The organism is Tepidibacter aestuarii (assembly GCF_934924865.1).
Taxonomy (GTDB): Bacteria; Bacillota; Clostridia; order Peptostreptococcales; family Peptostreptococcaceae; genus Tepidibacter_A; species Tepidibacter_A aestuarii.
This window is the reverse complement of record NZ_OW235315.1, coordinates 1,193,729-1,217,622: the sequence shown is the minus strand read 5'-3', so window position 1 is coordinate 1,217,622 and position 23,894 is coordinate 1,193,729. Positions and strand designations below refer to the sequence as shown.

At 27.7% G+C, this 23,894-nt stretch carries 25 protein-coding genes and 2 riboswitches; of the genes, 3 read left to right on the top strand and 22 right to left on the bottom strand.

Going from position 1 to position 23,894, the window contains the following annotated elements:
• Window positions 1–2: 2 nt before the first annotated feature.
• From hisG to lysA, 8 genes are all read right to left on the bottom strand, one after another.
• Window positions 3–632 (bottom strand): ATP phosphoribosyltransferase, encoded by a 630-nt coding sequence (gene hisG / locus M2214_RS05880; protein WP_248483742.1) that lies wholly within the window; start codon window positions 630–632, stop codon window positions 3–5.
• The gene (locus M2214_RS05875; protein ID WP_248483740.1) at window positions 620–1,594 is read right to left on the bottom strand and encodes an ATP phosphoribosyltransferase regulatory subunit; all 975 of its coding nucleotides are present in this window, start codon (window positions 1,592–1,594) and stop codon (window positions 620–622) included. The genes hisG and M2214_RS05875 overlap by 13 nt, the downstream gene beginning before the upstream one ends.
• Window positions 1,595–2,076: 482 nt before the next feature.
• Window positions 2,077–2,784, bottom strand: coding sequence for a 2,3,4,5-tetrahydropyridine-2,6-dicarboxylate N-acetyltransferase (gene dapD, locus M2214_RS05870; RefSeq protein WP_248483738.1), 708 nt, complete (start codon window positions 2,782–2,784; stop codon window positions 2,077–2,079).
• A 30-nt stretch (window positions 2,785–2,814) separates the two neighbouring features.
• The gene (gene dapB, locus M2214_RS05865; RefSeq protein WP_248483736.1) at window positions 2,815–3,561 is read right to left on the bottom strand and encodes a 4-hydroxy-tetrahydrodipicolinate reductase; all 747 of its coding nucleotides are present in this window, start codon (window positions 3,559–3,561) and stop codon (window positions 2,815–2,817) included.
• Window positions 3,554–4,447 (bottom strand): 4-hydroxy-tetrahydrodipicolinate synthase, encoded by an 894-nt coding sequence (dapA, locus tag M2214_RS05860; RefSeq protein WP_248483734.1) that lies wholly within the window; start codon window positions 4,445–4,447, stop codon window positions 3,554–3,556. The genes dapB and dapA overlap by 8 nt, the downstream gene beginning before the upstream one ends.
• Before the next feature lie 14 nt (window positions 4,448–4,461).
• Window positions 4,462–5,460, bottom strand: coding sequence for an aspartate-semialdehyde dehydrogenase (locus tag M2214_RS05855; protein ID WP_248483732.1), 999 nt, complete (start codon window positions 5,458–5,460; stop codon window positions 4,462–4,464).
• Between the two features lie 133 nt (window positions 5,461–5,593).
• On the bottom strand, window positions 5,594–6,799 hold the full coding sequence (locus tag M2214_RS05850) for an aspartate kinase (RefSeq protein ID WP_248483730.1): 1,206 nt from the start codon (window positions 6,797–6,799) through the stop codon (window positions 5,594–5,596).
• Between the two features lie 21 nt (window positions 6,800–6,820).
• Window positions 6,821–8,161: a diaminopimelate decarboxylase gene (lysA, locus tag M2214_RS05845; protein ID WP_330651560.1), complete on the bottom strand. Its 1,341-nt coding sequence runs from the start codon at window positions 8,159–8,161 to the stop codon at window positions 6,821–6,823.
• A 106-nt stretch (window positions 8,162–8,267) separates the two neighbouring features.
• A riboswitch (Lysine riboswitch) is annotated at window positions 8,268–8,433 on the bottom strand.
• A 135-nt stretch (window positions 8,434–8,568) separates the two neighbouring features.
• Window positions 8,569–8,742, bottom strand: a riboswitch (Lysine riboswitch).
• Between the two features lie 309 nt (window positions 8,743–9,051).
• Between lysA and M2214_RS05840 the strand changes: the two genes are divergently transcribed.
• Window positions 9,052–9,630, top strand: coding sequence for a hypothetical protein (locus M2214_RS05840; protein ID WP_248483729.1), 579 nt, complete (start codon window positions 9,052–9,054; stop codon window positions 9,628–9,630).
• A 93-nt stretch (window positions 9,631–9,723) separates the two neighbouring features.
• Here the strand turns inward: M2214_RS05840 and M2214_RS05835 are convergent, their stop codons facing one another.
• Window positions 9,724–10,392, bottom strand: a complete 669-nt coding sequence (locus tag M2214_RS05835) for a hypothetical protein (RefSeq protein WP_248483727.1) — start codon at window positions 10,390–10,392, stop codon at window positions 9,724–9,726.
• 477 nt (window positions 10,393–10,869) lie between these two features.
• Here M2214_RS05835 and M2214_RS05830 point away from each other — a divergent pair, with 477 nt between their 5' ends.
• Entirely contained in the window at window positions 10,870–11,979 is a 1,110-nt protein-coding gene (locus M2214_RS05830; RefSeq protein WP_248483725.1) for an N-acetylmuramoyl-L-alanine amidase family protein, read from the top strand.
• Between the two features lie 367 nt (window positions 11,980–12,346).
• Here M2214_RS05830 and M2214_RS05825 read toward each other — a convergent pair whose 3' ends face one another.
• Complete coding sequence (locus M2214_RS05825; protein ID WP_248483723.1) at window positions 12,347–13,726, bottom strand: [Fe-Fe] hydrogenase large subunit C-terminal domain-containing protein; 1,380 nt, start codon at window positions 13,724–13,726, stop codon at window positions 12,347–12,349.
• A gap of 276 nt (window positions 13,727–14,002) precedes the next feature.
• Here M2214_RS05825 and M2214_RS05820 point away from each other — a divergent pair, with 276 nt between their 5' ends.
• Window positions 14,003–14,140, top strand: coding sequence for a hypothetical protein (locus tag M2214_RS05820; protein WP_248483722.1), 138 nt, complete (start codon window positions 14,003–14,005; stop codon window positions 14,138–14,140).
• Window positions 14,141–14,188: 48 nt separating this feature from the next.
• Here M2214_RS05820 and M2214_RS05815 read toward each other — a convergent pair whose 3' ends face one another.
• The 12 genes from M2214_RS05815 to M2214_RS05760 form a co-directional block, all read right to left on the bottom strand.
• Entirely contained in the window at window positions 14,189–15,604 is a 1,416-nt protein-coding gene (locus M2214_RS05815; RefSeq protein ID WP_248483720.1) for a CAP domain-containing protein, read from the bottom strand.
• A gap of 281 nt (window positions 15,605–15,885) precedes the next feature.
• Window positions 15,886–17,022: an iron-containing alcohol dehydrogenase family protein gene (locus M2214_RS05810; RefSeq protein ID WP_248483718.1), complete on the bottom strand. Its 1,137-nt coding sequence runs from the start codon at window positions 17,020–17,022 to the stop codon at window positions 15,886–15,888.
• A gap of 317 nt (window positions 17,023–17,339) precedes the next feature.
• Complete coding sequence (locus M2214_RS05805) at window positions 17,340–17,789, bottom strand: hypothetical protein (protein ID WP_248483716.1); 450 nt, start codon at window positions 17,787–17,789, stop codon at window positions 17,340–17,342.
• A 106-nt stretch (window positions 17,790–17,895) separates the two neighbouring features.
• Entirely contained in the window at window positions 17,896–18,450 is a 555-nt protein-coding gene (locus M2214_RS05800; RefSeq protein ID WP_248483714.1) for a host-nuclease inhibitor Gam family protein, read from the bottom strand.
• Window positions 18,451–18,490: 40 nt separating this feature from the next.
• Window positions 18,491–18,913 carry an NUDIX hydrolase gene (locus M2214_RS05795; protein ID WP_248483712.1) on the bottom strand — a complete coding sequence of 141 codons (423 nt, stop codon included), beginning with the start codon at window positions 18,911–18,913 and terminating at the stop codon, window positions 18,491–18,493.
• A gap of 97 nt (window positions 18,914–19,010) precedes the next feature.
• Window positions 19,011–19,637: a CatB-related O-acetyltransferase gene (locus M2214_RS05790; RefSeq protein ID WP_248483710.1), complete on the bottom strand. Its 627-nt coding sequence runs from the start codon at window positions 19,635–19,637 to the stop codon at window positions 19,011–19,013.
• A gap of 200 nt (window positions 19,638–19,837) precedes the next feature.
• Window positions 19,838–20,575 (bottom strand): amino acid ABC transporter ATP-binding protein, encoded by a 738-nt coding sequence (locus tag M2214_RS05785; RefSeq protein ID WP_248483708.1) that lies wholly within the window; start codon window positions 20,573–20,575, stop codon window positions 19,838–19,840.
• 10 nt (window positions 20,576–20,585) lie between these two features.
• On the bottom strand, window positions 20,586–21,257 hold the full coding sequence (locus M2214_RS05780; protein WP_248483706.1) for an amino acid ABC transporter permease: 672 nt from the start codon (window positions 21,255–21,257) through the stop codon (window positions 20,586–20,588).
• 15 nt (window positions 21,258–21,272) lie between these two features.
• Window positions 21,273–22,067: an amino acid ABC transporter substrate-binding protein gene (locus tag M2214_RS05775; RefSeq protein ID WP_248483704.1), complete on the bottom strand. Its 795-nt coding sequence runs from the start codon at window positions 22,065–22,067 to the stop codon at window positions 21,273–21,275.
• A 194-nt stretch (window positions 22,068–22,261) separates the two neighbouring features.
• Window positions 22,262–22,816, bottom strand: a complete 555-nt coding sequence (locus M2214_RS05770; RefSeq protein WP_248483702.1) for a nitroreductase family protein — start codon at window positions 22,814–22,816, stop codon at window positions 22,262–22,264.
• A 164-nt stretch (window positions 22,817–22,980) separates the two neighbouring features.
• Complete coding sequence (locus M2214_RS05765) at window positions 22,981–23,157, bottom strand: hypothetical protein (protein ID WP_248483701.1); 177 nt, start codon at window positions 23,155–23,157, stop codon at window positions 22,981–22,983.
• Between the two features lie 142 nt (window positions 23,158–23,299).
• Complete coding sequence (locus tag M2214_RS05760; RefSeq protein WP_248483699.1) at window positions 23,300–23,488, bottom strand: hypothetical protein; 189 nt, start codon at window positions 23,486–23,488, stop codon at window positions 23,300–23,302.
• Window positions 23,489–23,894 lie beyond the last annotated feature (406 nt).

Sequence of the window (23,894 nt, the reverse complement as noted above, 5' to 3'; positions counted from 1 at the left end):
AATTATCCCTCCATATTTTCATTTAATGATTTAATAATATTTTGAATTCTCTCAAATTTAAATCTATAACTTACTCTATTAGATATTAATCTCGCACTTATATCAAACATATCTTCTATTACCTCCAGTCCATTAGCTTTTAAAGTATTTCCTGTTTCCACCAAATCAACAATCACATCAGAAAGTCCTACTAAAGGTGCTAATTCTACAGAACCATTAAGCTTTATTATCTCGATTCTTTGCTGTCTTTCTTTAAAATATTTTTTAGCTATTCCAGGATATTTTGTTGCAACTTTTAAAACTTCCTCGTTCTTATATACTGTTTCACCTTTTATACCTGCTATTGAAAATTTACATTTCCCAAATCCTAAATCAAAAACCTCATATACATTAGTGTCACTTTCTAAAATTGTATCCTTACCTACTATACCTAAATCCGTGACCCCCTTTTCTACATATGTAACCACATCAGATGGTTTAACATATATAAAATTAATCTTATTTTTCTCATCTTTAAATATAAGCTTTCTAGAATCTAAATCTATACAATCTCCTAATCCTATTTTTTTAAATACATCATTAGCTTGTTTTCCTATTCTTCCTTTCGAAAGAGCTATAGTTATATAATCCACTCTCCATCACCTTTCTTATTGAAAACTTTAATTAATTCATCTATATCTATTGAAAACCCTATTGCTGGAACGTTTTCTCCAAATGCTTCTGTTAAAGAATCATATCTTCCTCCACTTATAATTTCTCTATATGAATTTGGGTAATAACCTTTAAATACTATACCTTCATAATAATCTAACTCTGCTACCATAGATAAATCAAAATGTATATATTTTAAATATCCATACTCTTTAATAAACTCCTTCAAATCCTTAAGCTCGTCTATAGATTTTTTCATTTCATCATTCATATAAAATTTCTCAGCTTTTTCTGCAATTTCTTCTATACTTCCCTGAAAATCCAAAATATTAGATAATAAATCGCATATTTCTTTTTTTATATTTAAATTTTTCACATAATCTATTAGTTCAATCTTATTTTTTTTATAAATTAAACTCTTTAGTTCTTTTTCAGTACTTTCTTCTAAATCAATCATTTTCAATAATTCATCAATATACTTGCTATTTCCAATTTCTAAAATAAAACTATTGTTATATTTTTTTAAGATATTTAAAGCTAACCCAATTACATCTCTATCTGCTTTTATAGAGGATTCTCCTATATATTCGATACCCATTTGTCTAAATTCTTTAATATTTGAATCAGTCTTATTTCTGAAAATTGTGGAATTGTAAAACAACTTAAGTTTTAAATCATTTTCCCATCTTGGAATTAAATTTTTTATTATATTCATTGTAATATCGGGTCTTAGAATCGAAATATTTGAATTCCCATTTAAAACCTTTACCATGGATTCTTTTTTTATTCTTTTGTTAACGGAAATAAAAGAATCATAGTCTTCAAAAACTGAAGGTTCTATGTTAATACATCCATAATTTATAAACATATCTTCTATTTCTCTTGTTATTTTATATCTATTATTTGAATAATCTATTTCATCTTTAATTTTTAAAAATTCCATTATAATCCCTACCTTTTTATAATTTATTGAATATTAAAAAGCCATATAGGTATATACCTACATGGCTTTTTAATATTGTGAAGAATTATATTAAACCATCATAGATATAAATCCTATATTTTTTGTAACATAACTAGGACTTGTATCTATGAACTATTTTTAGCTCATTATTACAAATCCTCAAATCTATGATGATGTCTTAAATTTAAATTTGATTTTACTAAAACTAAATTCTTCATGTTAAGTACCCCTTTCATAATTTCGCTTTATCACTTTATCACGCTAAACCGTTAAATTGTTATTCATATTATAACACCTTAATAAATTTTGCACAACTATTTTTTTACATAAACCAAAACTTTCCTTAATGCTAATGCATGGCTCATGTCGCCAACGAGTCCTAACAGGCTCTGTTGCTTAAATATAAAAATAACCTTAGACATTTAAGTCTAAGGTTATTTTTAATGATGCAAATTAAATTTTTATCCTCTTAAATCTTCCATTAGTTTTGTTTTTTCTTTTGTTTTATCATCTTTCATTTTTACTATTTTAGCAGGAGATCCTGCTACAACTGCACCTTCAGGTACATCACTAGTTACAACAGCACCAGCTGCAACAACAGCTTCTTTACCTATTTTTACTCCTTCAAGTATTACTGCATTAGCTCCAATTACTACATCATCTCCTATAATAACAGGAGTTGCAGAAGGAGGCTCAAGTACTCCTGCAACAACAGCTCCAGCTCCAAGATGAACATTTTTACCTATAGTTCCTCTTGCACCTACAACAGCATTCATATCTATCATTGTTCCTTCTCCGATTTCTGCTCCTATGTTTAGAACTGCTCCCATCATTATAACTGCATTTTTTCCAATAGAAACCATATCCCTTATAACAGCACCCGGCTCAATTCTAGCTTCTTCATATAAATAATTATACATAGGTATAGCTGAATTCCTTCTATCAAATTCCATATGATATTCTATTATATTTTCTTTATTATCTTCTAGTATATTTTTTACAACATCATGTTCTCCAATAAGTATATAAGAATTATCATCTCCAAATATTTTTACATTTTCACAACCTTGAAAGTTTATTTTACCTTTTAAATAAACTTTTACAGGTGTTTTCTTCGTGGAACTTTTTATAAATTTTGCTATTTCATACGGGTCTGTCAATTTCATCATTTGTAAAGTACCTCCTAATTGTCTTATGATCTACAAACTTACTACATCCTTCATATTGTAATATCCATTTTCTTTATTCACAATAAATTTAGCTGCTTTTAGTGAACCTTGTGCAAATATTTCTTTTGATAAAGCTATATGATTAAGTTCTACTATTTCATCTTTTCCAGCAAATACTACAGAGTGGTCTCCTGCTATAGTTCCACCTCTTACTGCATGTATTCCTATTTCATTTTCTTTTCTTTTCGCATTTTTACCATGTCTTCCATAATTAAATTCATTATTTAAAACCTTTTGTATTTCACTAGCTATCATTAAAGCAGTCCCACTAGGAGCATCTACTTTCTTATTATGATGTTTTTCAATTATCTCTATATCAAAATTAGTTAAAGCCTTAGCTGAAATTTCTACCAGCTTTAATATTAAATTCACTCCAATTGACATATTAGAGCTGTGGAATACAGAAACTTCTTTAGATGTTTCTTCTATCATATTAAGCTCTTCATCACTATACCCAGTAGTAGCAATAACTAAAGGAGTTTTTGTACTTTTAGAATAAGATATTAAATCTTTTAAACTTTCAGGTTTTGAAAAATCAATAACAACATCTGCTTTTTCTTTTACATCTACTATATTAGAGTATATAGGATAATTTATATTATCATTTTTGTATTTAGATACTCCTGCAACTAATTCAAAATCATCATCTTCCATTATTAAATCTGTCAAAACTTTTCCCATTTTTCCAAGAGAACCATTAACTATAACTTTAATCATTTGATCCTCCTAATTTAAATCCATAATTTATCAATTCTTTCTTTAGTACTTCTAAGTTATCAGAACTCATTTCAACAAGTGGAAGTCTAAGAGTTCCCATTTCAAATCCCAATAAATTCATAGCAGTTTTAATAGGAATAGGGTTTACTTCTATAAATAAAGCATCTATTAAACTTTTCATATCAAGTTGTAATTTTCTAGATCCTTCTATATCTCCATCAAAGTATTTAGCTACTAAATCATGAGTATCTTTAGGACATATATTAGCAACTACCGAAATCACACCAATTCCACCTAAAGATAATAAAGGTAGAATCATATCGTCATTTCCAGAGTATATTCCAAAACCTTCTGGGCAAACCCTTGCCATTTCAGCAACTTGAGATATATCTCCGCTTGCTTCTTTAACTGCTACTATATTTTCAATTTTAGCAATTTGAGCAAGTGTTGAAGGATTTATATTAACGCCTGTTCTTCCTGGTACATTATAAACTATAATAGGTATATTTACTGAATTTGCAATGGCTTCAAAGTGGGCTATAAGTCCCTTCTGAGTAGCTTTATTATAGTATGGAGTTATAACTAAAAGACCATCAACTCCATACTCTTCAGCTTTTTTGCTTAAATGTATTGAATGAGTTGTACTATTTGATCCCGTTCCTGCTATTATAGGAATTCTTTTATTTGTTTTTTTAACTACAAATTTTATAGTTGCTAATTGTTCTTCATCAGTCATTGTAGATGCTTCACCAGTAGTACCACATACAATTAAAGCATCTGTTTTTTCTTTTATATGGTATTCAATAATTTCTTCTAACTTGTTAAAATCTATATTTCCATCTTTAAAAGGAGTAACTAAAGCAACACCAGAACCTTTAAATAACATTAAAATCACCCTTTCTATACTAAATTATATTTTACTAAAAGCTCAGCTATTTGAACTGTATTAGTTGCAGCACCTTTTCTTATGTTATCAGCAACTACCCACATGTTAATCCCATTGTTTACACTAAAATCTCTTCTGATTCTTCCAACATATACTTCATCTTTTCCTTCAACATCTGTTGCTAGAGGATATTTATTTTCTTTTAGATTATCAACAACAACTACTCCTTCAGTATTTTTCAAAGTATTAAATACTTCTTCAACTTCAAATTCTTTTTCAAATTCTACATTAACAGATTCACTATGACTATATAACACTGGAACTCTTACTGTTGTAGCAGTTATTTTAAGATCATAATCATTTAATATTTTCTTAGTTTCATCTATCATTTTCATTTCTTCTTTTGTATATCCATTATCCATAAATACATCTATATGAGGTAGAGCATTATACGCTATAGGATGAGGGTATAGTTTATTTTCATTTCCTTTTAAGCCTTCTTCTAAATCCATAATGCCTCTGACTCCAGATCCAGAAACAGCTTGATATGTTGAGTAAACTATTCTTTTGATTTTAAATTTATCATGTAATGCTTTTAAAGGTACTACCGCTTGAATAGTTGAACAGTTAGGATTTGCTATTATTCCATTATGTTTTTTGACATCTTCCGGATTAACTTCAGGAACCACTAGTGGAATATCTTTATCCATTCTCCAAGCACTACTATTATCTACTACAACCACTCCTTTTTCTTTAGCTATTGGAGCATATTTTTTACTAAGTTCTCCTCCAGCAGAAAATAAAGCAATATCTATATCTTTATCAAAAGAACTCTCACTTAATTCTTCAATTATGTAATCTTTTCCTTTAAAATTAACAGTATTGCCAGCTGATCTTTTTGATGCCATTAAATATAGATTTTCTATAGGAAAATCTCTTTCTTCTAAAACTTTCAAAAATGTTCTTCCTACCATTCCAGTAGCTCCAACTACAGCAACATTTACTTTTTTCATTTTTATTCCCCCTCTTACAATTTTATTTAACTATATAATTATGGCTATTAGCCTCTAATTCCATAAAATCATTTTCTATTACTTATAACTTTAAAATTAAAATATATTACTTTTCAAAAGTAACAATTTTATTTTATAAATCAAATTCTTTTGCTATTACAGTTATTGCTTTTCCCTTGTCACTTGAATTTATAGTATAAGATATGCTTATCTCAGAAGTTGTAACTTGCTTAAATTCAATATCATTATCTGCAAATATTTTAAACATCTTAGCTGCAACTCCTGATTGATTCATCATGCCTATTCCAACAACAGATATCTTAGTTATACTAGCCTCCTCAGATATTTCTATATCTTTCATTTCTTTTTTCAATTCATTTATTACATCATGAATAATATATATATCATCTTTAGATGTTGTAAAAGAAACATTTACATATCCATCATTAGGTGCTGTTTGACTTATCATATCTACATTAACATTACTTTGTGATAATTTGTCAAATATAGTTGCTATATTTTTACAATTATATAAAACATTATTAATAGTAATCATCAAAACATCATCAGTAGTCGTAAGACCTGTTATTACTTTTTGCTCCATATTTTCATCATACTCCTTTATATAAGTTCCTCTTTTATTTCCTTTATTCAGTGCTACATAAATAGGTATATTATACTTAAATCCAATTTCAACTGCTCTTGTCTCCATTACTCCAGCTCCTAAGCTTGACAATTCCATCATCTCCTCATAACTTATATAGTCTAATTTTTTAGCATTCGAATAAGATCTAGGGTCAACAGCATAAATTCCCTCTACATCAGTATATATTTCGCAAGTACAATTAAGTTTAGCAGCTAAAGCAACCGCTGTAGTATCTGATCCGCCTCTTCCTAAAGTAGTTATATCACCATTTTCGTTTATACCTTGAAAACCCGCTACAACAACTATTTTTCCCTCTTTTAAATGTTTTTTTATAATATCAATATTAATTTCTGCAACACGATTTTTAGTATGCAGTCCTTCTGTTTTTATTCCTGCTTGAAAACCAGTTAGTGATATTGAATTGTATCCTTGTTCCTTAAATATCATTGATAGTAATGAAATAGACACTTGTTCTCCTGTAGACATAAGCATATCTAACTCTCTCTTGCATGGATTTTGTGAAATTTCTTTAGCCATTTCAACAAGTCTATCAGTACTTTTGCCCATAGCAGAAACTACAACTACTACATCATTTCCTTTTTCTCTTTGATCTATCACTCTTTTTGCAATATCTTTCATTCTATCTATACTTCCTACAGAAGTTCCACCGTATTTCTGAACTATTGTAGCCATATTAATTGCCCCCTTTAATATTTAAAATAATATATCATTTCTAATAAGATCTTCATACGTTTCTCTTTTAACAGCAAGTCTTGATTCTCCACCTTTAACAAATACTACTGCCGGCTTTAAAATTCTATTGTAATTGCTGGACATGCTGTAATTATATGCACCTGTGCTTAGAACAGCTAATACATCATTTCTTTGAACTTTTGGTAGTTTAATATTTTTTATTATAATATCCCCAGATTCACAACATTTTCCTGCAACAGTATATGTTTTTCCATGTTCAAAATTCATTTTATTAGCAACAACAGCTTCATACTTAGCATTATATAAAGCTGTTCTTGGATTATCAGTCATACCTCCATCAACAAATATATACTCCTTACCTGAATATGTTTTTTTAGTTCCTCCTATTTTATAAAGTGTAGTTCCTGCATTAGCAACTATTGCTCGTCCTGGTTCTATCATTACCTTTGGAATTTTTACACCAATTTTTTGTGTTACGTCTTTTATTAGTAAAAGCATATTATTAAGACACTTTTTTATATCAATTTGATCATCTTCATCAGTATAGCGTACTCCAAACCCTCCACCTAAATTTAATTCTTCAGTAGTAAAATTACTCTTATCTTTTATTTCTTTTATAAATTCAAACATAGCTAAAACACTTGAATAAAATGACTGCTCCTCAAAAATTTGAGAACCTATATGACAATGAAATCCCTTTAAATTGACTCTATCACTCATTTGAAATTTATTTATTACAAAATGAATATCATCACTAAATATTGATTCACCAAACTTTGAATCATTTTTAGAAGTCTGAATATACTCATGGGTATATGCTTCTATTCCTGGATTTACTCTTAATAATACATCTATTTTTTTATCTAATTCTTCACATAAGCTCTCTAATAAGTCTAATTCTTGTCTATTATCTACTATTATTCTACCTACACCTGATTTAATAGCTAAAGTTAATTCTTCTTCTGTTTTGTTATTTCCATGCATATATATTTTATTTGGAGGAAAATTTGCTTTTAACGCAGTATATAGTTCTCCACCAGATACAACATCTAAACATAACCCTTCAGCTTTTATAATTTTACATATAGCTAAATTTAAAAATGCTTTAGAAGCATATATTACTTCAGTATTAATTCCTTTCAACGAAAAACTTTTATTAAATAATTTGCAATTATCCCTAACTAACTCTTCATCTACTACATATAGTGGAGTTCCATACTCTTTAGCTAAATCAACTACATCACAATTTCCTATTTCAAAATTTCCCATATCATTTATATTCATTGTTCCAAATAATTTCATTATAACGTCACCTCTCTTATATATGTTTTCATTTTTCATGCTTTTTTATAAATAAAAAAAACAGTCATGAGCAAAAGGTACTCATGACTGTTTTATACAAAATCAAAGTATATTTTATATAAAAACAATAATTCCTTTTGCCCCAATATGATAAGTCCTCCTTTAGAAAATTGGGCTATTTTCTAAAGACAGTACTATGCTTATTCAACATAGTCCCAATACATAAATTCTATGTATTTCGGCGGTTGGACCTTTCCAATCTATAACATTTATATGCTGTACTCTTTACAACCGCGGCCTCTATATCATATTGTTTATATTTTTTATTTTTAAATGTAATAATTCCTTGTATATAAAAAAGCAGTTATGAGCAAAAGGCACTCATAACTGCTTTATACAAAACTAAAATACTGTTTTATACAAAAACATCTATTCCTTTTGCCCCAACATGATAAGTCCTCCTTTAGAAAATTGGGCTATTTTCTAAAGACAGTACTATGTTTATTCAACATAGTCCCAATACATAGGATTTATTCATCTATGTATTTCGGCGGTTGGACCTTTCCTGTATATATCTATCATATGCAGTACTAATTGCAACCGCGGCCTCTATATCATATTGTTTATATTTTTTTTTATTTTCTGATTAATTGTTTAAAAGAATTCTAACAGATATTATACTGAGAGTCAACAATATTTTTAAAAATAAAGTTTTAAATTTTAGTATCATCAGAAATGAACCACTGAAAAAATGCATTTAATAAAGTTGTTAGAAGTAAATATGTCAGCTATTTAAGTAAAAGTGGAAACAAAAATAATTTATCAAAACTTGGGGACTATGATAAATAAATGTGTTATAATGTGCATAAAATAAATTAAGGTTATATTATACAAAAGGGCAGAAATAATTTACTTGTTCAAATAAAAAAATGAAAGGTGATATAATGAGGAAAAAAAGATATTTTCAAAATCACTATAAATATGATAAAAATAATAATACTTATTTAATACAAGTGTCTCTTGATGATTATGATGATGTATATGATGATTGGGACCCTTCACCTTTTAAGAAAAGAGATATTGAAGACGAATTTAATGATTTTGTAGTAAATTCATCAGAGGATATACCTTTAAGTTTCAATATCCAAATTATTCTTTATTTACCTGAGTCTAAAAAAGATCCAAAGAAAGAAGTAGCTTTATTATCAGCCTATAAAAATTATTACAGCTATGCACTCGATAGACTTGTAAAGAGCAAATCCAATCTTAACAAAAAAACTTTATCGTATTTATTTCTTTCTATTTCATTTCTTAGTATGGGTTATTTTTTTATTAAAGATATACAAAACGTATTTCTTAATATTTTACACGAAGGAATATATATAGGTGGATGGGTGTTTTTATGGGAATTTTTCACTAATATTTTCATAACAACAAGAGAAGTACAGGCGGAGTATAAGCTGTATAAAAGATTGTATCAGTCTGAAGTTAAATTTATTTATAAGTAGTTTTTACATCAATATTATCCAGAGAACAAAATTTTTATAATCCCTTAGTGTATAAAAAAAGATGCATATGAAAATCATACACATCTTTAAATCTTATAATATTGAACTAACTAAAGCAAAAATACTTTCTTTAAAGTAAGCTACAGTTATAAGCTCACTTGCAACTATTATCATTGGATATACACAAGTAGTTTTTAATACAGATAATCCAGTTAAACTCTTAATATAGTTATAAAGTAACTTATATTGAGTAATCTTTGCTATTATAAATAATATCATACTAATTTGTACTGATACAGCTGATGCAACTATTCCTAAAGATATATAAGCAATAGGTACAATGTACGATATATTTATTGAAACTATTAGATTCTTAAAATCTACCTTTTTATTAGATAATAAGTTTATTAAAGCTATAAAACTTATTATCATTAAACTTTCGATGAATATAGCTTTTGATCCAATTACAAATACATTTGTCCAGTTAGATAAGTTAAATACACTAACCCCTTTCGATAAATCAAAATTTTCTGTCAAGCTATATATGTTATTTATGATATTATTCGAAGAAAGATTAGCTAAAAAAACCATATTCATCAAACTAAATACAATAGAACAAAATCCTAACATTCCTATACTTTCCACTATACTAAACTGTGGAGATGATGATTTTATTTGCCCCTTAATGCCCTTACCTAAACTAGCAATTACTTCACTAATAAGGTTTCTTCTTTTACCATAAACTAATTCTCTTTTTTGCATTTCTTACACCTCTTTTTTTAAAAATTTACTTTTCTTAATTCAATATTAACACCATTTATTTCGTTTTTCTAGCATTGTTATTTTTTTGATTTCATGTTTTTTTGATATTTTTTCTCCAAAAAAATATTATGTATTTTTGTCACTCAAAAACATGCTTCAATAGATTCAAAATACAACATTTTTTATGTTTCTAATCATGATTAATCTTTACAAACAACTTTGTATTTTTTTATAAGTTTTTTAGTTTCCGCCGGATTTCGTTAATTTTTTTTCAATACTTTTGGTAAACTATATTTAAGTATTTAAACATATACATATATTAAATAAAACAAAACTTAATTCAAGTGGAGTTTTTGCTCCAGCTGGATTTTTAGTTAAGCTAATCTAAAAGCTGTTAAGGTCTTATCTCTATCCTTAAGAGAATAGAGTTTTAGAACTTTTAGCTTTCGAATAAACTTATATAAAGAGGTGATTAAAATGAGTAATCCATTAATAATTATAGACCCTGGCCATGGAGATGTTGACCCTGGTTGTTCTTATCAAGATATTTATGAAAAAAATATTGTACTTGATATAAGCTTGTATCAACTTAAAAGATTTGAAGAGATTGGAATTAATGCGACTATAACTAGATACTCTGATATATACCTTAATCCAAACGAAAGAGCTAAAATAGTTATGGAGTCTAACGCAGTTTATTGCATAAGCAATCATATAAATACAGGTGGTAGAAAGGGTTGTGAGGTTATTCATTCCATACACAATGATGGAAAATTAGCTTATGAAATATTCAATAAATTAGTAGAGTCTGGACTATATCCTAGAAGAGTTTATTCAAAAAAAAGTACTCAGTATTCAGGTCAAGATTACTATTTCATGCACAGAAATACAGGGTCTTGCATAACCAACATAGTTGAGTACTGCTTTATAGATAGTCAAAATGATAGAGAAAAATTACTTAAAGATTGGAAAATATATGCCGAACAAGTTATAAAAGCTTTTTGCGAATATATAAATCATCCTTATAAAAATAATACAGAATATATAGATGCAATTAATAAGCTTTGTGAGTATGGGTTTATAAATATTCCATCTTACTGGATAGAAAGTAATTCATATGAGATACCGTACTTTGAAGAATTAGTGATTAAATATACTGGCAAAGATAATTTTGATGAAGCCATTATTCATCTAGCTCAATGTAATATTATAGATTCACCTAATTACTGGCTAAATAATAATACTTATAGTATTGAAAATATTCAGCTGTTTATTATAAAGATCTCCGATAATATAGAGCATTTTGAATTTGCAGATTCTGTTTATACTCTTTATGATTATGGAGTAATAAACTCTCCTTATTATTGGATAGATAATTCTTCATATGAAATAAAATATTTCGAAGAATTAATTATTAAGTATACTAATAAATCTACATTTGAAGATGGAATTATATATCTTGCCGGTTGCAATGTTATAAATACTCCTGAATATTGGTTAGATAATGATATTTACAGTATTGAAAATGTACATCTTCTTATAATAAAACTTGCAAACCATATAGAACACTTTGAAAAAGCATATTAAAAAGGGATTCTAAATAGAATCCCTTTTTAATTATCTACTCCGTAGATATTTTATTCATCTCCTCATCTATATCCATATTCCATCATACATCTATATATACAATTCATATATTTTCTAGGATTATTTTTATGTTTGTAATAGCATTTATCTATACAATTCTTATATTTTTTATGTTTTTTATTTCCTCCCTTTTTTGGGTGATGAGGGTGATGAGGGTGATAAGGTTTATAAGGTTTATAATAATCGTTGTAATACATAGTCTTTTGGCTCCTTTTATAAAAAATCTTTTTTCTATAAATTATGATTTTTTATATTAAAAGTTACCAAGATTTTGCTTTATATTACCTGTTATATTCTTGAATAACTACTATCTTTTTAGTATATTAACTATTTCTTCATTTTGCATCATCTTATTTATATCATGAACTTTAAATTGGCTTAATATCTTAACTACATTTTCATTATCAAAAGGAGTCATTATTAAAGAATCCTCACCAAACTCATTAACTAGTGATGTGGCTTTAGCTACATCTATGTTAGTTCTAGGTCCTCCAACGCACCCACCTTTACATCCCATACCCTCTACAAAGTTATAATCTATCTTTTGATCACTAGACAGGTCACTTAAAAGTTTATTACAATCCTTAGCTCCATCTACCTTTTTTGATTTTAACTTTATAAGTCTTTTAGGATTTAATCTGTTGACTACACTTTTAACAGAAAAGCTTACTCCTCCTGTTCTTGCATATACTCGTCCGGCAAACGATGCTTGATCCTTCTCATCATTTGCAAGTCTGCTTAAATTTATATTAAGAGTATCAAATACCTCTTTAAGCTCCCTAAACGTCAGTACAAAATCAATATCACCTCTTAACTCTTCTTCTTTTGCCTCAGCTTTTTTTGCTATACAAGGACTTATAAATACTACCTTTGAACCCTCATAAATCTTCTTGAGAAATCTTCCTGACGCAATCATTGGTGATATAGATGGTGGCATATGTTCAAATAACTCAGGATATTTCTTTTGAACTAGTTTAAACCACACAGGGCAACAGCAACTAGTCAAATAAAAATCTTCTTCATCTTGAACAAGTTCAATAAATTCAAAAGCTTCTTTTATAGTCAATATGTCAGCAAATAATGCAACCTCTATCATATCCTCAAACCCCATAAGCTTTAAAGCTGTTCTAATTTGACCCATAGTTACATCTCCAAATTGGCCTGTTATTGATGGTGCAACTGTTGCATATACCTTGGTATTCTCATCTTTTAACATATCAATTAAAGGAACAAACTCTATCTTATCTGCCAAAGCCCCAAAATCACATTCCTTAACACAGTCCCCACAATCTAAGCATCTATTATTTTCTATAATAGGACCTTTTGTTCTTTTGTATATATTAGATTCATACTTACAAGTATCTTTACAGTTACAATCCTTTTCACAATAATCACAAACACCATCTATTTTAGTAACTATAGGATTATTAACCTTTTTTATTTCTTTTATGTTTTTCATCTCACCCTCAAATCTTTCATTAGTGCTCGGATCAAGTCCCATTGCTACCCTTATATGATTTTTGATAAAGTTCATATCCTTTTCTTCGAATCCATACTTTTCTTTAATATCATAAGCTAAATTTTCTAAATCATCCTTATCCTTTAATTTATCATTCCAATATCTATTCACAATTTCTGAGAATATATACATTCTCTTTTCTTGAAAATTTTTAAATTTTTTATTCAAATTACCCACCTCTAATATATCTTATTTAGGATATTATTACCAAAGCAAGTACCTTATATGTACAAAAAAGAGGATAGATCAATTTTTGATCTATCCTTGTGGAATAATTAAATGACTTCACTAAAGAGGATTGCCAAGTTCATCTTAGCTAGCTTATTTAATACATACCCCTTGATTATTATTTTAAAACATTTTTAATGATTTTTTATACCCCATTTGTTGTAAATTAATAGTATAACATAATTGCTAACAATTTATTTAAAGGAGTAGATTAAGTTGAATAAGAACAAGTTAATGGCAATACTCGTCTTGTTCTCTGATTATATGATAGCTGTATCTCCTAAAGATAATAGCATATTAGTTGAAAATATATCTAGAATTTTAAGTGAAGAATTAGCATTTAGAAATAAATAAAACAGTTGGGTAACCCAACTGTTTTATTTATGCTCTTTTTCATGTCTATTATCTAGATGTATAGAATAACTGAGTATAATAAGCTCTATAAGGAGAATTAGAATTATAGTTAATACCTACTCCCATTTCTTCACAATTAGTATTTAACATGTTTTTTCTATGACCATCAGAATTAACCCATACAAAATATGCAGCTATACTATCTGATTGGCCTGCTGCTATATTTTCTCCATAAGTTCTCCAAATAAGATTGTTATTAGTAAGCCTCTTTCCTGGATCTTCTCCATTTAGGTTCACATGATTAAAATATTTATTAACAGCCATATCTGTACTATGCTTTCTTGCAACAGCTGATACGTTATCATTATACTTCAAAGGTGAAAGATTATATCTACTTCTTAACCCATTAACTAGGTGAAAATTTTGTTTTTCTTGAGAGTATATATATTCAAGATCTGAATTTGACATTCTAGTTTGTCCTTTAGTTATATATATAGTGTCCAACTTATTAGAATTATTTTTATCATATAAAAAGTTGATATTTGCTTTAGTTTCTCGCTTGTACTCATCAAAATTATCACTATTTACCTGATTGCTTGTAACCCCTATTTTATACCCTCCAAAAGCTTCAAAATTATTTGAATTAGAAAGTATTGAATATACACTACCATCTACAATTTCTATTTGAAAATGATTTGAGTAATCTTGGTTAAAGTAAACATACCACTCCCCAAAATTTAAAGATTTAAGTGTGTCATTTGGTTGACCAAATTTTTCAATAACACTATTTTTGCTGTCACCTATATTTATACTCTTTTGATTTATATAAATATATTTACCTTTAGTATTATTTTGTTTACTTGAATTAAATTTATCATTACATCTAACAGTAAGCGCTATGGCTTCTTCTATGCTAACATTATCTTTAGGATATAAATGATTGTTGTATCCATTCATAATTTTATAGTAGTTCATAGCTTTTACAGATTCAAAAGCCCAATTAGATATGTCTTTCTCATCTTCATACATTTGACTGAAGCTATGCGCTGAATTAGCATCTTCATGATCCTTAGTTATTCTATAAACCATCGTGCAAAATTGTTCACGAGTAAGACTATCATTAGGAGCAAATTCATTTTCTGATACTCCATTTATTATTCCTACCTTTTTTGCTTTTAAAGCATATTGATCTTTAGTATCTACAAAGATATTCATGTTATTTGATTCAAGCTCTATTTTTTTATTATTAATAGATTCATATAACCTCACCGCAAGCTCTACAAATTCAACTCTATTCATATCACTTTGGTATCTATCTTCATACCTATTAGTAGTAAGTAGCTCTTCTGATTTTGCCTTTTCAATTTCATTTTTAGCCCATTCACTAGGTTCTGCCAAAACATTAACTGAAGCAATTGAAAATAATAAAACAGTCAAAACTAAAGCTAAAACATTTCTTTTCATGTGCAAACCCCCTTTCTTTAAAAATTTTATCATTCTTTGTCGATTTTTGTAGGACGTCAAAATAGTAGTATCCTTTAATCTATATTCCTAAATATATTAACATTATTTTATCTGAAAGAAAAACTAGGTTTGAAAATTCAAACCTAGTTTCATGGGGATTTTAAAAATATTTTGATTAGGGGTTTCAAAATATACTTAATAGAACTTATTATAGTTTAGTATATATATACCTAAACTTTTCTTCTTTAAACATCAATTTTATAAATTTATATATTCTTTTATTATAACTTTAAAGCTTTTCTCAAAATTTCTTTTACATCTTCAATTTTGGCTTTTCTAGGATTCATAATCAGACCAATTTCATCCATTGCAGCGTTTGCTATAATATCACAATCATCCTTTGTAATCCCAATATCAGATAACTTTGGTACCCCAATATTTCTATTAAGTTCATGAATCTTAGCTACAACTGAATCAGCAGAAATTTGACTTTCTTTAATTTTCATAGCACGACCTATTTTATTTAGCTTATCCTTCATATAAGGGGCATTGTATTCTACAACAAAGGGTAACATAATAGCACTAGCTACTCCATGAGCTATGTTAAAATATGCTCCTAACGGATGTCCTATACCGTGCACAAGCCCTAATAAAGCGCAGTTACAAGCAAATCCCGCTAAGAGACTTCCATTCATCATATTTTCTCTAGAAGCTAAATTAGTACTATTTTCAACAGCTTCTTCAATATTATTAGAAATAAGCTCAATGGATCTTAAAGCATTAATGTTTGTAAATTCATTAGAAAACTTCGATACATAAGCTTCAATAGCATGTGTTAAAGCTGCCATTCCTGTAGTAGCTGTAATACTAGGCGGTAATCCTATAGTTAATTTACTATCCACTATAGCATAATCTGCATTAATGTTTTTACCTCCTATTACCATTTTAATCTTCCTATGAGTATCAGTTATAACTGCAAAATTAGTTACCTCACTAGCTGATCCAGCAGTTGTAGGTATAGCAATTAAAGGAAGTCCAGGATTTTTCACAAGATTAAATCCTTCATAATCACGTATATTTCCTTGGTTTGATAATAAGATATTTATCGCTTTAGATGAATCTATAGCACTACCTCCACCTACTGCAATAATTAAATCTATATCTTTTTCTTTATATTCTTGCACACACTCTTTAACCATTGTGTCTGTAGGATTTTCTATAACACCATCAAATACTAGTACATCAACATTTTCAGTATTAATATGTTCTAAAACTAAATCTACGATACCTACTTGCTTAACTCTTTTATCACAAATCAACAACATCTTAGATACCTGATGTTCTGATATTATATCTTTAATTTTCTTTAGCGAGCCTTCTCCAAAAAATACTTTACTTGGGATTTCAAAAAGTTGCAATTTTATTTTCCTCCTATTCAATACACCTCTATGTAGGTAAGTTTTTTTAAAGATCATTCTATTAATATAATGATTTTTAGTATATATATATATATATATATTAGTAATATCTTTTAGAACATGAATAGCTCAAATTTATTATAGAATTATGTCGTTAAATCGATATTTATTGTAATTATAATGTGAAATATGTATTCAAATTATATCTAATTATTAAAAGAGTTTGATAACAAACTAATTGTACAGTCAAAATAATCTTTCGTCAAACTATTTTTTAAATTCATATTTTGTTAGTCATCCATGAATAATAATTATAATCAATTTTCATATGCTATTTTTTCAATATCATCTAAGTATCTAATCTTCATACAATAACTTGTATCTCTTCTTCCCATATATACGTTACCTATTTGTAGAGATTTAATTTGACTCCAAAATATTTCTTTTGAAGGCTTTTTCGTATGTATTGAATACAACTTAATAGAATTATCATCAATAATCATGCCTATATTTTGGAGAAAATACTGATAACTTACTATTATAAGTAAAAACGCATAAATAAAATATGTTATTATTCCTTCTTCACCATTATTGTGAGTCATATATTTTAATAAATTGTTCTCATTATCACCAATTTCTACAATAGCTTCTTTATAAAATACAAAAATATTTTTTATAGTGAGAAATATCAAAATTGTAACTACAATAGAAAATACAATTAATATTATTTTTTTCTTCTTATTTCCTATACTATATTCCCTATACAAAAATCTTCCTCCTTATATGATTTTACTATATTTTACCATATATTCATTAACATAAAAACATAAAAAGCACTCTTATTTAGAGCGCTTTAATAATCTAAATATATTATTAGAATTTAATTTCAAATTTTCCGGGCTTAATATCCACATATAGCCCTTCAACTTCAAGCACCTCTCCAGTAGTTTTGTTAATTATACACCCTTCATTTATAAATAAATTTTTCTTTAAATCTGACCACGCTATATCTTCTTTTATTTTTATATACTCTTCATATCCATCTAAGTTCTTTATACTTTCAATTACTTTTTCCTTGTCTATTTTAAAATCTTGTTTATCTTTTTTTATTATTATCTTTCCAGCAGGTAAAGAATATGTTTTTTGAGTCTTAGTCTCTTTCATTTTGACAGTTTCAATATATTCTCTTAATTTAGCTTCAAAAAAGCTTGTTTCACTTTCCATCTTCTTTCTTTCTTTTTCTAAAGCTGATTGTATTTCATTTATCTTATTTGAAGCCACTCTTTCAAATCTTTCATATTCTTCTCTAGCTTCTTTTATCTTATCTAAGGCCCAGTCAGCTGTATTATCATTCTCTATCTTCCAAGTTTCTTTTTCTTCTTCCTCTACATTTAGAAATAAATCTGATAATCTAAAATTTTCATTCATATTTATTTTCTCCTTTATTTAAATTAAGCAAATGCGTATTTTATATATTTTTTAAGCCTAATACCTTCTCATACAGCTTAGGTTGAATCTGAGCATATGTTAAAGCATCTGGAATTTCTTTAAATATTCCGATTTCTTTTATTTCAAATTTTGGTAATTCATCAAGCTTTTCTATTTTTACATAAAACAATCTTCCAAACCTGGTTTTATTATCCATTGTTACTGAATAATCATATACACCCATGATACTATATTCTTTCGCTCCTGTTTCCTCAAATAGCTCTCTTGATCCTGCTTCATCTATGCTTTCACCTAATTCCCTATGCCCTCCTGGTAACTCCCAAGTGCCTCTATCTTTATGTTTAACAAATATATATTCATTTTTAAACTCTGCCACTATAACTGCAAATTCTAACTTTTCATCTTCTACCTTTCCAATTTCATAAAAATCTATTTTTATCATATAGTTTTCTCCTTCAAATTAATATTCAAGAGTTCAAAACTCTTCATTACAAATGTATATACTTTTTTAATTCTTGAGATAATATTTCATGGATTATCTATATATTCGAAATATCATAAATAATTTTTATATTATTGCTTGTAATCAAAGGCATGTACTCTTTAATCTTTTTAACATCCCAATTCCACCATTCAATTTCTATAAGCATTCTGATTTCTTCATCAGTAAATCTTTTTTTTATAACTTTTGCTGGATTACCACCTACCACAGTATACGGATCTACATCTTTTGTAACTATAGCTCTAGCTCCGATTATTGCTCCATCTCCTATTTTTACTCCGGGCATTATAATTGCCTCCGTTCCAACCCACACATCATTTCCTATGATGGTATCTCCAGAAAACTTAATTCCATCGTTAGGATTTACATCCTGAAATTCATCAAAATAGTAAAATGGATATGTACTAATCCAATCTTGTCTGTGTCCTTGATTTCCAGCCATAATAAATACCACTCCTGAAGCAATAGAACAGAACTTGCCAATTATTAATTTATCAACATCAACTCTATCTGGATGAAGATATCTTATACAAATATCTTCAAAATGTTTATCATGATAATATCCTGAATAGTAAGAATAATCTCCAGCAATAATATTTTTACTTTTTACATTATCTTTTATAAAATAACTATCGGTCCAACCTTCAAATACTTTATTTCCCATATACTCCTCCTACTCAATTGCTATTTTTTTAATTAGTTTGATATAATGTATATTTTATCATAATTAACGACTTCAAATTACATTCTTGTATAAATATGTAAATGATTAATACCTTTCATTCTCTATTCAATATTATAAATAGTAAAAGGGCTGTCTTGATCTAGAAATTATTCTAGATCAAGACAGCCCTTTTACTATACTTACTTATTTATTATTTGTTTTAAAAATCTTTTAGTTCTTTCATGTTTTGGATTATTAAAGATTTCATCAGGATGTCCTTCTTCTATTATGTTTCCATTATCCATGAATATAACTCTGTTTGCAACTTCTTTTGCAAATCCCATTTCATGAGTAACTATAATCATAGTCATATCTTTTTTGGCTAAATTTCTGATAACATTCAGTACTTCTCCCACAAGCTCAGGATCAAGTGCGGATGTTGGCTCATCAAATAATATAACCTTAGGATTTAATGCCATGGCTCTAGCAATACCAACTCTTTGTTGCTGACCTCCCGATAATGCAGATGGGTAATTATTCATTTTATCAGAAAGTCCAACTTGATTTAATATATCTGATCCTAAAGCACTTGCTTCTTCTTTACTCATTTTCTTGTTTACTATTAAAGACTGAGTAATATTTTCAAGTGCTGTTTTATTTTTAAATAAATTATAATTTTGAAAAACCATTGCAGTTGATTTTCTTAAATTATTTATATCTTTTTTAAACGGATTAGCTGCATCTATAGTTATATCATCAATGTTTATTATTCCACTCTCTGGTTTTTCTAAATAGTTTATACATCTTAGAAATGTTGATTTACCTGATCCAGAAGGTCCTATAATAACTACAACCTCTCCTTTTTTAACATTTAAATCTATACCTTTCAAAACATGTGTATTGTCGAACTTTTTATCAATTCCTTTTATATTTATCATTTCTTCACTCCTAATATGCCTTAGACATATTTCTTTCTAATTTATCTACAATATAAGTAAATAAAATGGTAATTACCCAGTATATTATTCCTACTGCCAAATAATTTTCAAAGAATCTATAACTTGCTGCTGAACCCATCTTAGCTGCTGCAAGCATCTCTGAAACTCCCAATACAAAAGCTAATGAAGTTTCCTTCATAAGGCTTATGAAAGTGTTTCCTAAAGATGGTATGGCAATTCTTGCAGCTTGAGGAAGAACTATTTTTGTCATTCCTTGAAAATATGTCATTCCAACTGATAAAGCGGCTTCCATCTGCCCTTTATCTACAGAATTAATAGCTGCTCTAATAATTTCTGACATATAAGCAGAACTATTAACACTCAAAGTTACAAAAGCTGCTGTGTATGCATTTATTCCACCTAATGAAGGAATAACTTGTGGAAGTCCATAATAAAATATGAATAACTGTACAAGCAGTGGTGTGCCTCTAAAAAAGGAAACATATATATTAGATAAAGGGTACAATATTCTTATTTTATACGTTCTAATCAAAGCTATACTGGTTCCTAGCACTAATCCAATAAATATTGATATTAGTGCTAGGCTTAATGTAATAGGTAAAAACTTAATAAATTCTGGAAACCTACTTATAAAATACTCTATCGAAAAATTAATACTCATTTAATCCACCATCTTCTATTCTTTAGTAATGTCTATTTCAAACCACTTCTTAGATATTTTTTCTAAAGTTCCATCACTTCTCATATCTTCAACTGCTTTACTTACTTTATCTACTAGTTCTTTATTCTCTTCATTATCAACAAATGGGAATGCATTCTCTATTTTACTTATAGGATTCCCACCTAATTGAATATCTAGTCCTGATTTTTGAACATTTGTCATAGCTGCTAACTTATCATTTAAAACTGCATCTATTCTTCCAAGTGCTACATCTTGAAGTGAGCCTAAAAAGTCTTCATAAGTAACTACTTCAATCTCGTTATTTACATCAAACTCTCTTATAATTTGTTCGTAATTCGATCCAAGACTCACGCCTACTTTTTTACCTTTTAAATCCTCTAACGATTTAACATCTTCATTTCCTTTTTTAACTATTAATTGTGCTCCACTATATACATATGGTGTTGGGAATATATATTTTTGTTTTCTTTGCTCTGTTATAGTTATTTGATTCGCTATTGTATCGATTTTTTTAATGTCAATCATTCCAAATAATCCACTAAATTCAGATGTTACATATTCAACTTCATATCCTATTCTACTACTAATTTCATTCCATACATCTATTTCAAAACCATCTAATTCTCCTTTATCATTTTTAAATGTATAAGGGTGATATCCTCCAGATGTTCCAACTTTTATTACATTTTTGTCTGTTTCATCTACAGTTTTTGAAGAACATCCTACAACTCCTACTAATAAAATAAATATTGTCAATGCCAGTATAATTCCTTTTTTGTTAAATTTCATTTTGAATCCTCCTTTAAATTTATGTTCTTATCAAATTGATAATTACATTCTAACATTATCAATTTGATAACGCAAGATATTTTTTATTTTCTCACCAAAAAAAGCTATTTAACTGTGTTTTGCACAGTTTAATAGCTTTTTCATGTATAAATATTCCAATATCTATTTTCATTTTGATAAAACCATATGTTTTTTTATCTAATATAGTTTACTACATCTTCATTTCTTTTTGGTGCATTTTGTTTTTTATCTAAAGCTTTATATCCTAAAGCTACTGTATATTGAGGTTCATATCCATCAGGAATATTAAGCTTTTTAACTTTATCTTTTTGAACTAAATAAAATTTGCTAAGACCTACCCAACAAGATCCAATCCCTATACTTTCTGCAGCTAACAGCATATTTTGAGTAGCAGCTGATGAATTTACAAATTTGCTGTAACAATCTTTTTTCTCAGACACCACTATTACAGTAGGGGCATTGTAATGTATATCATACCTTTCGTTATTACCTAGTTTAGCTATCCATTCATGACTATAACCTTTCATCACCGTCTTAGACTCTTCATTTATTTCAGATATTATGCTCTTGTTTTGGATTACAGTGAAGTGCCATGGCTGTTGGTTATGCGCACTTGGAGCATATATTCCAGCTTCAATAATAGCCTGTAATTCTTCTTCTTTTATCTGTTCTTCTTTAAACTTTCTAGTACTTCTTCTTTCTTTTATATTTTTGATAACATCATTCATAAATACCCTCCCAATATTTTCAATCAATTTTCTTATTAGAGATTATATCATATATTCTGATAGGGTTATTCAAAATATTATCCACATAAACTTTCTTCCAAATCTTATTCAATACTTTACTATACGTCAGATAAGAATGAATTACTTTTGATAATTTATCAAAACTAATACCTATGGATTTTAATACCCAGTCTATTTAGCGATTGTGCAAGTTCAACACCTATTGCTCCACCTACTAAAATAATCATTTTCTGAGGCAGTTTTTCTAAATAAAATATATTCTCATTAATTAAATAATTTATTTTATCAATTCCATCTATATGAGGTATAAATGGCGCCAACAGATCTTTGCAGACTCCTTTGCTTAAAATTCGTAATAGAAATTATTCTTATCCATAATTTTAAAAAATAATATAATTAATAAAAAATAAAATTCCTTAATTAAATTAAGGAATTTTATTTTTTATTAATTATATTATTTTTTTATGCTTGTTCATCATACGAGCCTGATCTTTTATGTGAAAGCTTAGATCTTTTTGTAAGCCTTTTGTTATTTGGATCAATTTTTTTGCTATCTACAATTCCAATATCGCTTCCTTGTTCAGAATACATTTTTCTAAGCTCTGAATTTGATTTTCCACGTGTTTTCATAAGATTTTTATTGTTATTCATTTGAGTTTCCTCCTTATTTTATTTATCTCTCTTTATTAATTTAACCAATCAATAGAAAGATATAGTAGAAATTATTGAAAATCTCTTATATTTTTGGAAATACTTTATATCTTTTTTAATCAATTAATAAAGTGAAAATTAATTCAGATAAACTTTTTACTCCCTCTGAATAACAAAAAATTATCTTGTCTATAATCCATATACATCTGAAAATTCTATATCGATTCTTTCAATCAATCTTGTTTCATAATCACTATAATTACTTATAAAAATATCCTCTTCATCAAATTCCTTAACAGGCAACTCTATAATGAATTCAGTAAATTCATCTACCTTTTCTTAAATAATATCAAATCATGGTAGTATTTGTATTTAAATAAAAATGACCTATAAATAGGTCATTTTT